This is a genomic window from Rhodococcus sp. NPDC057014 (assembly GCF_042673295.1).
In the GTDB taxonomy this organism is placed as follows: domain Bacteria; phylum Actinomycetota; class Actinomycetes; order Mycobacteriales; family Mycobacteriaceae; genus Rhodococcus_F.
The window spans coordinates 1-13,909 of record NZ_JBHUSF010000247.1 but is presented as its reverse complement, the minus strand read 5'-3'; the positions used below and the strand labels follow the sequence as shown (position 1 = coordinate 13,909).

The window sequence follows — 13,909 nt, the reverse complement described above, 5'->3', positions numbered from 1 at the left end:
TCTCCATGCAACTCGACGGCAGGAAGCTCAGGTACTTGCGCACCCACTCGAACGCGGCCTTCTCGTCGGGAGCCACGTGGTGCAGGTTGCCGTACTGGGCCTGATTCCGGGCACCACCGAGTTCGTCGAGGCTGACGTCCTCGCCGGTGATCTTCCGGACCACCTCGGGCCCGGTGACGAACATGTACGACTCCTCGGTGGCCACCAGCACGTCGGTGTTGATCGGCGCGTACACCGCGCCGCCCGCGCACTTGCCGAGGATCATCGAGATCTGCGGGCACATGCCCGACAGCGGCTCCTGCCGACGGCCCAGTTCCGCGTACCAGGCCAGCGACGTCACCGCATCCTGCACCCGGGCTCCGCCGGAGTCGTTGATGCCGACACACGGGCAGCCGATCTTCGCGGCGAACTCCATGATCGCGGCGACCTTGCGGCCGAACATCTCGCCGACCGACCCACCGAACACGGTCTGATCGTGCGAGAACACCGCGACCGGGCGTCCCTCGACGGTCCCGTGGCCGGTGACGACGCCGTCGCTGTACAGCGCGTTCGGGTCACCGGGCTGGCGCATCAGACCGCCGACCTCGATGAAACTTCCCGGGTCGAGCAGCATGTCGATGCGTTCGCGCGCGCTCGGAATGCCCTTCTTCGCGCGCTTGGCGATCGCCTGCTCGCCCGCGGGTTCCTTTGCCGTCTCCAGCTTTTCGCGCAGTTCGGCAAGCTTCTCTGCGGTCGTGGTGGTCACTGATGCGCTCCGGTTCCGGCGGCCTGGATCGCCGCCAGCTTCTTGGTGAGGTCGGCACCGACCTTCGCGATGTACGGCTCGTCGACGATCTGGATGTGATCGCCGCCCACGTGGATGATCTCCAGGTTCTTCACCGCGTCACCCCAGCCACCGTCCGGCTTCCGGGTCTTGAACGCGGGCTCCAGATTCATCACGTCGTCGTGGTAGCGGTCGGCCATGTACAGGACGACGTCGCCGTCGTACTGCTCGAGCTCGGCGGTCTGGATGGCACGGTTGTCGAGCCACGACGTGCGCTGGTGCTCGATGATTCCGCCCGGAATCTTGGTGCCACTCAGCTTGAGCAGTTCCGTGAGGATCTTGATCTGCTCCTCGTCGCTCTCCGCCGCAGCGAGCTTGTCGTACGGCAGCGGGTAGTCCACGTTGTACGTCTTCTTCGCGAACGCCGCGTACCGCTGCCAGCGCTTCCGGATCTCGTCGGGGGTGTCCTCGACCTTCTCCCCGGCCATGACCGTGTCGATCAGGCCGACGATCCGGACGTCCGCGCCCGACTCGCGCAGCAGCTTCGCGACCGCGTATGCCAGCACACCGCCCAACGACCAGCCGTACAGCACGTACGGCCCGTCGCCCTGGATCTCGCGGATCAACGGCAGGTACTCCGCCGCCCGGACCTCGATCGGGCCCTCCGTGCGCTCGAATCCGTACATCGGCGTGCCCTCGGGCAGACGCTTCAGCAGCGGCTCGTACGCGACCGTCGAACCACCGGCCGGGTGGAACACGAACACGGGGACGGCGTCGGATCCCTCCGGGCGGGGCCGCAGCGCGCGGACCAGCCCGTCGATCTTGCCGGAATCCTCGAGGAAACCGCGCACCACGTTGGCGAGTTCCTCGATGGTCGTCGAGTCGAGGACGTCGTCGAACGTGATCTCACCGTTCGCGCGTTCCGACAACCGGGCGGCCAGCTTCTCCGCTGTCTCGTCGTTCAGGATCGGCAGCGTGTTGAAGATGCCCTTGGCGGACTCGCCGGTGACGACGGCCCACGTGGCGAACGTCAGACGCTCGGCGGCGTCGCGCGGCGGAACGTCGGTGCCGGTCGCGTCGGCGAACGCTTCCTTGCTGTCCACGGCGGCTGCCTCGGGAGCAGCGGCCGTCGCCGGCGCCGGGGTGGCCGCGAGGATCGCCTCGGCCTCCGCCTCCACGGACGTGTCCTCGGCGTCGAGAGGGGACCCGGAATCACGGTCGGCCTCCGCGGCCTCCTCATCACGGTCGGCCTCCGCGGCCTCCGCCGCTTCCTTCTCGGCCTTCTGCCTGTTCGCGAGCGCCTGCACCTCTTCGCGGTTCTCGACCGCGTAGCGCAGGTACTTGCCGACCTCCAGCAGGTTCGCGTCACGGACCGCCTGCAGCTGCAGCTGCGGGATGTCGAACTCGTACTCGACGCGGTTCTTGATGCGGACGGCCATCAGCGAATCGAGGCCCAGCTCGATCAGCGGGATCTCGGCGGGCAGGTCTTCCGGGGCGTATCCCATGGACTCGGCGACGATCAGCGCGAGACGGTCTTCGAGCGTCTGCGAACCATTCGGGTCCCACTTCTCGCCGATGTCCTCGACGACCTCGGGCAGCTCTTCTACCGGCGACGTCGCCACCTGCACCGGCGCAGCGACCACCGGCTCGGGAAGCGCCTCCCCGGACGTGACGGCGGCGTCGAACAGCAGCGTGAAACTCGCACCGCTCTTCGCGTGCACCTGCAGCGACGCGCCACCCGGGTGCGGGTTGAGCGTGGTGGTCAGCGTTCCCTCGGCGGGCGCGTGGGCGTGCAGGACGGACGCGGCGAGCGTCACGTCCGACAGCACCTGCGACGCGGCGGCGGTGACCAGTGCGGGCAGGTCGGTGACCGAGCCGGCCTGGACCTCCCACACGTGGCGGCCGTCGGGCAGCGACACGTGCGCACCCGGGACGCGGGTGTTGCCGCTCGAGTCGATCCGGGTCTCCACCCAGTACGGCTTGCGGATCCACGCGGTGCGCGGAACGGCCGCGAAGTCGCCCTCCGGCAGCAGCGAGGACAGGTCCACGGCGTGCCCGTGGACGTACAGCTGCGCGAGCGCGGCGATGACACCGAGCGGCTCGTCCTCCTTGCGCTTGAGCGTCTGGATGAGCTGCATGTCGTGCAGGCCGGCGTCGAACGCGGTGGCGGCCACCGACATCAGGGCCACGGGGTTGGGTGCCAACTCCACGAACGTGGTGTGCCCGCTACCGACCGCGAGGCGGACGGCGTTGGTGAAGTACACGCTGTGGCGCAGGCCCTTGGTCCAGTACTCCTCGCGGTGGATCGGCTCGTGGCCTGCGCGGTAGTAGGTGTCCTTGTCGACGGACGAGTACACGCCCAGCTTCAGCTTGGTCGGCTCGATGCCCGCCAGTTCCGCGGCCAGTTCGCCCAGGAGCGGGTCGACCTGCGAGGTGTGGCTGGCCCCCTTCGTCTTGAGGACGCGGGCCATCTTCTCCTCGCCCTCGGCCCGCGCGACGATGGCGTTGACCTCGGGTTCCGGGCCGCCGATGACGGTGTGCGTCGGGGCCGCGTACACGCAGACCTCGAGGTGCGGGAAATCGGTGAGGACGGTCTCGATCTCGGATGCGCTGTACTCGACGAGCGCCATCAGACGGATGTCGTCGCCCTCGAGCGTGGCCTCGGCCTCACCCATGAGGCGGGACCGGGCGCAGATCACCCGCACCGCGTCCTCGAGCGGCAGACCGCCCGAGATGTACGCGGCGGCAGCCTCGCCCATCGAGTGGCCGACGACGGCCTCCGGCTCGGCGCCGTGATGACGCAGGAGGGCCGCCAGACCGATCTGAATGGTGAAGATGCCGACCTGCGACGTTTCGACGTCATAGTCGATCGCGTCGTCGAGGAACTTCTCCTTCATGGAGTAGCCGGCCTCGTCCTCGATCAGCGCGTCGACCTCGTCGACGGCCGCGGCGAACACCGGGTTCTCCAGGTACAGCTGCTTGGCCATCTTGCGGTGCTGCGAACCGAAGCCCGACAGAACCCAGACGGCGCCCTTCGACGACGGCGAGTCGGCGGTGAACACGCCCTGCCCGGGCTTGCCTGCGGCGACGGCGCGCAGGCCGGTGATGGCCTCCGAGCGGGTCTTCGCCAGGACGACGGCCCGCGAGCGACCGTGGTTGCGGCGCGCGAGAGCGCGGGCCACATCGGCGAGCGGGGTGGTGCTGCCCTCTTCCGTTTCCAGCCAGTCGGCCAGATCGGCGGCGGCCCGGCGGCGACGCGACGGCAGCGCACCGGACACCGCGAGGACGACCGTCGGCTCGGACTCGGCCACCGCGACCTCGGCGGGTACGACCGTGCCGGCGGGCTCGGCGGTGTCGTCGACGGCAGGCCCGGTGTACTCGCGCACCACGACGTGGGCGTTGGTGCCACCGAACCCGAATCCGGACACACCGGCGACGGCCGCGCCCGTGTAGCGCGGCCATGCCGCACCCTCCGGAATGACCTGCAGGTGCGCCTTGTCGAACGCGATGTACGGGTTGGGTCCGGCGAAGTTCAGCGTCGGGGGAAGCCTGTCCTCCCGCATCGACAGGACGACCTTGATCAGACCCGCGGCGCCCGCGGCGGCCTCCAGGTGACCGAAGTTGGTCTTGGCCGACCCGAGCAGCGCGGGCTTGTCGTCGGCGCGTCCACGACCGACGACGCGTCCGAGCGCGTCCGCCTCGATCGGATCGCCGAGGATGGTGCCGGTGCCGTGCGCCTCGATGTAGTCGACGCCTGCCGGGTTGATGCCCGCGTCCCGGTAGGCGTGCCGCAGGACGTCGGCCTGAGCGTCGGGGTTCGGAGCCGCGAGACCGTTGGAGCGGCCGTCCTGGTTGACGGCGCTACCGGCGATGACGGCGAAGATCTCGTCGCCGTCCCGCTCGGCGTCCTCGAGACGCTTGAGGACGACGAGACCGCCGCCCTCCGCGCGGATCATGCCGTCGGCATCGGAGGAGAACGCCTTGATGCGGCCGTTGGGGGCCATCACACCCAGCTGGTCGAAGCCCAGCGTCGCGGGCGGCGCGACGAGCATGTTGACGCCGCCGGCGAGCGCGAGATCCGACTCACCGGACCGCAGCGAGCGCACCGCCTGGTGCACCGCGACGAGCGAGGACGAGCAGGCCGTGTCGAGGGCGATGGACGGCCCGCGGAAGTCGTAGAAGTACGACACCCGGTTGGCGACGATGGACGTCGACGTGCCGGTCAGCGCGTACGGGTGCGCGTGGACGGGATCGCTGACGGCGAGCAACTGGTAGTCGTTCGCCGAGCTGCCGATGAACACACCGACCTGCTCGCCCTTGAGGTCGCTGGCCGGGATGCGGGCATGCTCGAGGGCCTCCCACGTCAGTTCCATCGCGAGGCGCTGCTGCGGGTCGACGTTCGCGACCTCCAGCGGGGACATCGCGAAGAACTCCGCGTCGAACGTCTTCACGTCGTCGAGGTAGCCGCCCTGCGTGTTGGCCTTCTCCACGGCGGCCTTGATCTGCGGGTCGGAGGTGAACTCCTCCCAGCGGCCCTCGGGCAGGTCGGAGATGCCGTCACGACCCTCGGCGAGCATCTGCCACATCTCGGCGGGAGTCGTGCCCGCGCCCGGGAAGCGTGAGGCCAGACCCACGATCGCGATGTCGTGCGCGTCCGACGTCGGCGCCGACGCGTAGTAGGCGGCGTCGGCGGAGTCGTCCGGCTGCTCGGGTTCGCCCTCGATGATGCGGGTGGCCAGCGACGCAATGGTGGGGTGCTGGTAGGCGACCGTCGCGGTGAGCGTGACCCCGACCAGTTCCTCGATCTCCCCGCTGAGCGCGACGGCGTCACGCGACGACAGACCGAACTCTTCCATCGGGCGGTCGTCGGTGATCTGACCGACCGGTTGCCCGGTTGCGTCGGCAATCCAGTTGCGCAGCCAGTCACGCAGCTGCGCGACCGTCATGTCACCTGTGCTGTCTGTGACATTCCCCGTCGCTTCGCTCGCCCCGACCACATTCCCCGTCGCTTCGCTCGCCCCGACCCGGTCATCATCTTTTTCAGCCATCAACTCACCAAGCTACCCGTCAGGAAGTGGACTATTCGGAAACGCTATCGGGGAAGGCCGTCTGCGTGTATCCGCCGCGCAGGGTGCCCTCGATGTAGCTCGCCTTGCACGCGCGGCGGGCGATCTTGCCGCTCGACGTGCGGGGAATCGAGCCCGCGGGAACCAGCAGGATGTCGCGTGCCGTGACTCCGTGCCTGGTCGACAGCGCGGCCCGCACCGTGTCGGCGACGGGCTGCGGGTCGGCCTTGCCGGCACCCGGTGCGCGTTCGGCCACGATCACGAGCTGCTCGGAGGAATCGTCCGCGTCGTAGTTCAGGCCCGAGTGCGTGTTCTCGAACACGACGGCGGGCAGCTGGTTGGCCGGGACCGCGAACGCGGCCACGAAGCCGGGGCGCAGCGCGGTGCTGGCCTCCTGCGCCGAGAACTCCAGGTCCTGCGGGTAATGGTTGCGGCCGTCGACGATCACGAGGTCCTTGACTCGGCCCGTGATGAACAGCTCGCCGTCGATGTACACGCCGTAGTCGCCGGTGCGCATCCAGTTGGCGTCCTCGGGCGTACCCTCCGCGTGGCTACCCTCGGCGAGCCGGTTGGTGAGCTTGTTGTGGAACGTCTCCGCGGTCTCGTCGGTGCGTCCCCAGTAGCCGATGCCGATGTTCTCGCCGTGCAGCCAGATCTCACCGACCCGGTCGTCGGGCTGCTCGATGCGCGACTCGGGGTCGACGATGGCCGCCCACTGGCTGCGCGCGACGTAACCGCAGGACACCTGCGGGATGGCGTTCTCGGCGTCCTGGTCCACCTTCACGACGCGACCGGCGTTGAGCTCGTCGCGATCGACGTAGATGACGCGAGCCTCGTCCGAGTGCCGGGTGGACGACACGAACAGCGTGGCCTCGGCCATGCCGTACGAGGGCTTGATCGCCGTCTTCGGCAGGCCGTACGGCGCGAACGCCTCGTTGAACTTGCGCATCGACGACGTGGTGACCGGCTCGCTGCCGTTGATGAGGCCGATCACGTTGCTCAGGTCGAGGCTCTCGCCGTTCTTCGGCAGGCCGCGGGCGGCGGCGTGCTCGAACGCGAAGTTGGGTGCGGCCGCGAACGTGCCCGCACCGTCCGACACCGCGGCCAGTTCCTTGATCCACCGGTACGGCCGCTGCACGAACGCGCGCGGACTCATGATGGTGATGTACTTGCCGCCGAGGGCGGGCAGGATGACGGTCAGCAGCCCCATGTCGTGGAACAGTGGCAGCCAGGTGACGCCGCGCGAGTTCTCATTGAGCTCGATGGAGTCGACCATCTGCAGCGCGTTCGTGCCGACGGCGCGGTGCGTGATCTCCACACCGGCAGGCACCCGGGTCGAGCCGGACGTGTACTGCAGGTACGCGATGTCGTCGAGATCGATCTCGGGGCGCACCCAGGACTCGCCGACGCTGTCGGGGATGGCGTCGACGGCGATGATCCGGGGGCGTTCGGCGGCCGGGAGGGACCGGAAGAACTGTCGTACACCCGCGGCGGAGGAGGTGGCCGTGAGGATGGCGGCAGGCTTGCAGTCACCGAGGACGGCGTGCAGACGGTCGGTGTGGCCGGGTTCGTCGGGGTCGAACAGCGGCACCGAAATCGTTCCGGCGTGGATGGCGGCGAAGAAGGAGATGACGTAGTCGAGACCCTGCGGCGCCAGGACCGCGACACGGTCGCCGGGTTTGGTGACCTGCTGGAGGCGAGCCGCGACGGCGCGCAACCGGTGGCCGAACTGTTCCCAGGTCAGCTCCTGTGCTTCGCCGTCTCTGTCCCGCGAATAGTCGATGTAGCGGTATGCCAGCTCGTCCGAGTTCTCCCGGGTGTGCCGCTGGACGTAGTCGACCAGCGTGCTTCCCGAGTCGAGCCTGATGTGGCCCGTCTCGTCGATAAAATCATCGAACTTCGCGTTCATTCCATCTCCTCCGAAGCGATCACACAGGCATGCCACCGGCATGACTGCGCCCCAGACTTCCTTCGCCGAATCGGATCTTGTAAAACTCGTGGGAAACGACGTAACACGCCACTCACCCGAATAAGTTCATCGATTCCAAACCATCGATATGTTACAGATTGGCATCGCCGCCCTCAGTACGCTGCGTCTACTCGCCCTTCAGTTGCGAGATGATCGGCGCGAACGCATCCATCTGTGTGGGGAACACACCGACGTAGGACATTGTCGTCTTTTCTCGCACCATACGGATCTGATCGGCGATCTCCTCGAAGCTGCCGATCGCGAGATACGGCGAGCTCAGGATGTCTTCGACGGACAGCTTGGTGTCGACCTCGATGTTGGGAGGGAAGCCCTGGTCGAGTGCGGCGAGCGCCATCTCGGCGGTCTGCTCGCGGTCGTCGGTGATGACGATGGTGGTGATCGTCCAGTTCAGTTCGATGTCGTCGAACCGGTCACCGGCGGCTTCGCGGATCCGGTCGACGCGCTCCATCGTCTTCTCGAGCGTGACACCCGACAGGAGGAGCTTGCCTTCCTTGCTGGTCGGCGTCGCCACGGAGATGATGTCGGCGTACTTGGCCGCGAGCGCCAGCATCTTGGGGCCGCCGCCACCGACGGCGATCGGGGGGCGCGGACCCTGCCGCGGCCGCGGGCTGCCCGTCAGACCCTTGATCTGGTAGTACTTGCCGTCGAAGTTGCACTCCTGGCCGCGCAGCAACACGTCGAGAATCTGCAGGGTCTCCTCGAGCTTGGCGATCCGGACGCCCGGACGCTCGTAGTCGATGCCGCCCTTGTCGAACTCTTCCTTCATCCACCCTGCGCCGATGCCGAGTTCGAGGCGGCCACCCGACAGCACGTCGATGGTGGCGGCGTCCTTCGCGAGGATCGCCGGATGCCGGAAGCCGTTGGCGAGGACGGCGGTGCCGAGCCGGATCTTGTCCGTCGCGATCGCGAGCGCGCCGAGCGCGGCGATCGGTCCCACCTGGTTGCCCAGGTGGTCGGGGATCATGAAGCTGTCGAACCCGAGTTCCTCGGCCTTCTGTGCAAGCTTGACGAACCGACGCGCGCCGCCCTCGTCCGCGTTGCCCTCTCCGCCTGCCGCGAATCGGAACTTACGCAACGAGCTGGCGTCGGAACTCATGAATAGCTTCTCCTGTGGTGTAACGCCCCCGTTCAGGACGTGAACATCGGTGGGTCGGGCACGGGTGGTGCCGCGACAGTGCAGCACTCTACCGGTGCCGGGAAACGCACACTACCGGCGAGTACGCGTCGCGCCTCTTCGTTTGGGACGATTCACGGCTCACCGACCACGGTGAACCCATCCGCCACAAAATCAACTGTGAGCCGGAGTCGGGGCGGCCTCTATCTTCTCGGCTGCCCATCCGGCGATCCACTGCGTGGCCGTCGTGCCGGAGTCGTCGACGACGTACGAGTTGTACATCGCGTGGACCGGGTTGTTGTTGTACTCGAGGAGGCGCAGCCCGCTGCCGATCCAGTTGCTCGGCTTCAGCGCCTGCGCCGGCGCGTCGCAGATCCCGTCTGAGGGGGCGCAGATCTCCACCGCCCGGTCGGTGAGATCACCGAAGCCACCGGGCCGGGGACCGGTCATCGTGATGCCCGGGATCTGCAGACCGGCCAGGGACAGTTCGGCTCCCACACCGGCGACCGGCTGCCCGACGTTCGTCGCGGCGGCCGGATCGCGGCGACCGTCGGCGATGAGCCCGACACCCAGCACCAGATCCGCCGGAACAGGGCCGTCACCTGCGCCGATGCTCGAAGCGACGTCGCCGGCGATGACCGCGCCCTGGGAGAAGCCGGTGAGCAGGAAGCTGGTCAGCGGGCACTCGGCGTGCCGGCGGATCAGGATGTCGTTGGTGGCGGCGGTGCCGGCGCCGCGGCTGTTGTTGTACGACTGCTGCCCGTCCGGCGGGAAGGCGACCGGGTTGGAGAACTGTGCGACGTACGGAACCGTGTACACGTCGGCGCGGGAGGACTCGAACTGCTCCTGCAGCGGCCGCGACACGTTGAGCATCAGCGACGCCGGGTTGGCCGTCGGGTTGTACGGGTCGTCGGTGGCGCTGGACTCCCACGTGCCCGGAACGACGACCACCTGGACGTCGGGGCAGCTCGCCGGCTGGGCGTTGGGACGCTCGGGGCCGGGCGGGGTCGGGATCGGTTTGGGCAGCCGCCCTGCGAGCAGATACCAGAGCGCGATCACTGCGACGAGAATCACCAGCAGGATCACGATCAGCACCAGCAGTGTGCGCAGGAGGCTGCTCTTCTTCTTCCGCGTTCCGCGCCCGGTCACCGACATCGGCGTCTACTTGCAGTAGGTCGCGTGGGCGACGTCCATGTAGGTCTGGGCGTTGGCCGTCGCCTGCTCCTGGGTCAGTTCCTGACCCGCAGCGGACGCCTCGGTGCCGACCATCGCTGTGACGAACACCATCGTCTCGGGGTCGCTCTTGCCTTCGGCCTTGGCCTGACAGATGAAGTCGGCGGTGCTCACGGCCATGGTGCCGTCGGCGGCGGGCTCGATGCCCTTGGCCTTCAGCGCGTCGAGGAACTTCTGGCCGTCGGCGCTGACCGGGACCTCGCTGGGGCCGGGGAAGTCGCCCGGGACTTCCTCGGGCTGCGCCGGCGGTGCGGTGGCCGCTTCGCCGGGACTCGTCACCGGTGCGGAAGCGCTCGCGCTGGGCGTGGCGGACGCCGAACTCTCGGCGGAGCTGGATGCGGCCGCGGACGTCGTGGTCGTGCTGGTGGACGGGTTGGACGTCGCCGTGGAGTCGTCGCTACCGCACCCGACCAACAATCCGCTCGCTGCGACGGCGAGCGCGCCTACCGCGATCGACCGTCGGAAGGTGGTGCTGATACGTGAGTGCTGCGGCATCTATTTCCGTCCTTGCTTTCCAAGTCGTTGTCTCTCGACAGGGTACAGACGCAGATCGGGCGGAACCCTGGTCCGCCGGACCCGGTCCCGCCCGCTGCGCGTGAGATTTCTAGTACGGTGCGGCCATCAGTGAATCTCGGCCTTGTTGTCGATCACTGTGACGTAACCGGTCTGGAAGTTCTGCTGGACGCCACCGGGAATGGCGAACTTGTCGCTGATCGGGAACCCGAGCCGGCCACCCTCGTAGCCGGCGCTCTTCCAGGCGTCGAAGATCGGTCCGTTCTCGACGGCCCAGGCGCCCGACAGCGGACTCCAGTAGATGTTGCCGCCTTCGAACTGGTTGAACCGGCCGCCGTCCTTGACGGGGATCTCGCTGGTCTTCGGGAATCCGAGCCAGCCGCCCTCGTAACCGAGTTCGGCGTATTTGCCCATGATCATTCCCTGCACGCGGTGGGTGCCGTTGGCGGGACTGAAGTACATGGCGCCGATCTCGAAGCCCTGCACGGCGCCGTCCTTGCCGGGTGTGGGAACTTCCTCGGCCACCGGGTACCCCAGCGGTCCGGCCTCCCAGCCCTGCCGTGCCCACTCGTCCCGGATCGCGCCGCGGACAGCGTGCGCCCCGGTCTGCGGCGACCAGTAGACGGACCCGCGCTCGAAGTGATTGAAGCGACCGCGACCGTCGGGGGTGGCCAGTTCGGGCGTCGTCGGGTAGCCGAGCGGCCCGCCGGGACCACCGGTCGCCTGGTAGACGCCGCCGATGGCGCCGGCCACCGGCTGCACGCCGGTGTCGGATTTGGCGAAGATCCGGCCGTTCCGGAAGTCCTGGACCGTTCCGCCCGCGAGGCTGTACTCGGGGGTCAGGCAGTCGCCGATCCACGGGTTCGCGCCTGCGACACCGGCGATGGACCCGGCGGTGGTGCACACCGGCTTCTCGGGTTCGACGTCGACGGCGCTCGCGAGCTGCGGCCACAGCTGGTGCAGTTCGAACTGCCAGTACGGCCACGAGTGCGTGCCGGACGGCCGGTAGTTGACCTGGGCGGGGATGCCCAGCTTGTTGAGCTTGGTCGCGAACGTCTGGGACGTGAGCCGGCTGAGAATCTCGAGCCCCATGCCCGCGTAATTGGTGCTGACGCCCGGGATTCCGGACGGCTGGTCGTACGGGCCGGTGGTGCCGCTGCCGCTGGAGATGTACAGGCTGACGCCCTTGAGTTTGTCGGCCAGCAGGTACGGGTCGTGTTCCTCCCACGCGGAACTGGTCGGGGGACCCCACATCGCGTTCGCGTCGAATCCGCCCGCGTCGCTCATCGCGTAGGCGACGGCCTGCGGCATGCCGAGCGCGGTGGTGGTGAGCATGCCCGACAGCGACGCGGCGAACTTGAAGAAGCCCTGGTTGCGGGCCGCGAGGAACATCGCGGACGTGCCACCCATCGACAGCCCGACGACGCCGCGAGTCTTCGTGGTGCGCCAGTCGCTCTCGAGGATCGGGGGCAGTTCCTTCGTGAGGAACGTCTCCCATTGGTAGTTCTGGCCGTTGTCCTGCGCCACCCAGTCGGAGTAGAAGCTGGACTGGCCGCCGACGGGGAGGACGACGTTGATGTTCTTGTCCGCGAAGAACGATTCGGCGTCGGTCTCGAGCGTCCAGCCGTTCTCGTTGTCCTGCGCGCGGAGGCCGTCGAGCATGTAGACGGACGGGAACTTCTCCGTCGGCTTCGAGTTCCAGTCCCGCGCCAGCAGCATCTGCACCTGGATCGGCACACCCATCGACGGGGAGTTGATCCAGATCGCCACGCGGCGGTCGGTGAGCCAGTCGACGTGATGGATCGTCGCGCCGCTCGGGGCCTGGGTGGCCACCGGGGCCTGCGCGGCGACGGGCGCAGCCGAGACGGTGGCGGTCTGGGTGAACCCGACCGCCACCGGCACCACGAGCACGGCGGCAAGCGAGGCGAGCGCGCGCCTTCGAACGTTTCCGGTCGACGAACGCTGACGTTCTGCCCTGAACAGGCCTACTCGCATGACGTTCACTCTCTCTCTGCGCGTCGAGGCCAACACGGAGCACGGCCTCGCGTTCCGGTTCTTTCTACACGCAAACAACAGACGAGTGGGAGTGCCGCGCTGTTACAGCTGGTGCAATTGTTACTTCCGAGCTACCCGATCGTGTTGCCGAGGTCGCCTGCCAGATCGTGGATCTGCTGCTGCCAGTAGCGCCACGTGTGGATGCCACGCGGCGGGAAGCTGTAGGTGACGTTCTGCGCGCCGAGGGTCGCCATCTTGACCTGGAAGGCACGGGTGTTCGCCAGCGACAGCGCCTCGAGGCTCGCACCGGTGGTCGCGTTGAACACGTCCATGAATCCGGTCGGTGCGGCTCCGCCGGGGGCGGGGATGCCGTTGGCGGCCGACACCCACAGGCGGGTGTTGTTGTCGCGAAGCTTGTTCGCGAACACGAACGGGTCGTTGCGCAGCCACGCCGGGTTCCACGGCGGGCCCCACATGGCGTCGACGTTGTAGCGGCCGGCGTCGAGCATCGCGATGCGGATCGCCTCACGCATGCCGGGAGCGGAGATGTTCAGGTAGCCGGACAGCGAGCCCGCGTAGTTGAACTGCTCCGGGTGGTAGGCGGCGAGCGTCAGGGCGGCGCTGCCACCCATCGACAGGCCGATGACGCCGTTGCGGGTGGACTGGAAGCCGAGGCGGTTCGCCAGAGCGTCACGCAGTTCCTCGGTGAGGAACGTCTCCCACTTGTACGGGGTCTTCTGGCCGTTGAAGTTCGAGTTCGACAACCAGTCGGAGTAGAAGCTGGACTGCCCGCCGACCGGCTGGACGACGTTGATGTTCTGCGAGGCGAGGAACGGACCCGCGTCGGTGTTGACTTCCCAGCCGCTCAGGTCGTCCTGCGCGCGCAGGCCGTCGAGCAGGTAGACGACACGGTTGGTGTTGCCGTCCGCGGCACGCCAGATGCGGCTCTTGATCGGACCCATGGAGGAGTCGACCCAGAAGTCCTGCGCTGCGGGGTCGAAGGCTGCGGATGCGGTTGCGCCACCGCCCACCATGGTCACGCCCAGAGGCAGTGCGACCGCCAGAGCAATTGCGGCGGCGGTACGCCTGGCCCATCCGCTTGTTCTCGTCGAACCCCCAACTCGCATGAACTCGTCTTCCCTCCGCTTGATGCGTCTCGCGCCGCGGCCGCGGCAACCTCTCGATAACTCTCGTGAAAATCTCACGTACAGACGCCACCCGCGCAGCGCTCGCTG

The 13,909-nt window shown here is 68.0% G+C and carries 8 protein-coding genes; all 8 read right to left on the bottom strand.

Annotated features, from left to right (window positions below):
• Positions 1 to 745 (bottom strand): carboxyl transferase domain-containing protein (locus ACFTZB_RS33520; RefSeq protein WP_378438299.1); only part of this gene is annotated, 745 nt, incomplete at its 3' end.
• Positions 742 to 5,709, bottom strand: coding sequence for a polyketide synthase Pks13 (gene pks13, locus ACFTZB_RS33515; RefSeq protein WP_378438296.1), 4,968 nt, complete (start codon positions 5,707 to 5,709; stop codon positions 742 to 744). The genes ACFTZB_RS33520 and pks13, both read right to left, overlap by 4 nt.
• 133 nt (positions 5,710 to 5,842) lie before the next feature.
• Positions 5,843 to 7,738: a long-chain-fatty-acid--AMP ligase FadD32 gene (gene fadD32, locus ACFTZB_RS33510; protein WP_378438294.1), complete on the bottom strand. Its 1,896-nt coding sequence runs from the start codon at positions 7,736 to 7,738 to the stop codon at positions 5,843 to 5,845.
• Between the two features lie 187 nt (positions 7,739 to 7,925).
• A complete protein-coding gene (locus ACFTZB_RS33505) occupies positions 7,926 to 8,915 on the bottom strand; it encodes an LLM class F420-dependent oxidoreductase (RefSeq protein ID WP_009477140.1) in 990 nt (329 codons plus the stop codon).
• Positions 8,916 to 9,107: 192 nt separating this feature from the next.
• Positions 9,108 to 10,088, bottom strand: a complete 981-nt coding sequence (locus ACFTZB_RS33500) for a cutinase family protein (protein ID WP_378438291.1) — start codon at positions 10,086 to 10,088, stop codon at positions 9,108 to 9,110.
• Between the two features lie 6 nt (positions 10,089 to 10,094).
• Entirely contained in the window at positions 10,095 to 10,661 is a 567-nt protein-coding gene (locus tag ACFTZB_RS33495; RefSeq protein ID WP_378438289.1) for a DUF732 domain-containing protein, read from the bottom strand.
• 126 nt (positions 10,662 to 10,787) lie between these two features.
• Positions 10,788 to 12,674: an alpha/beta hydrolase-fold protein gene (locus tag ACFTZB_RS33490; protein ID WP_378438287.1), complete on the bottom strand. Its 1,887-nt coding sequence runs from the start codon at positions 12,672 to 12,674 to the stop codon at positions 10,788 to 10,790.
• 131 nt (positions 12,675 to 12,805) lie between these two features.
• Positions 12,806 to 13,801 (bottom strand): alpha/beta hydrolase, encoded by a 996-nt coding sequence (locus tag ACFTZB_RS33485; protein ID WP_378438285.1) that lies wholly within the window; start codon positions 13,799 to 13,801, stop codon positions 12,806 to 12,808.
• Positions 13,802 to 13,909: the final 108 nt, after the last annotated feature.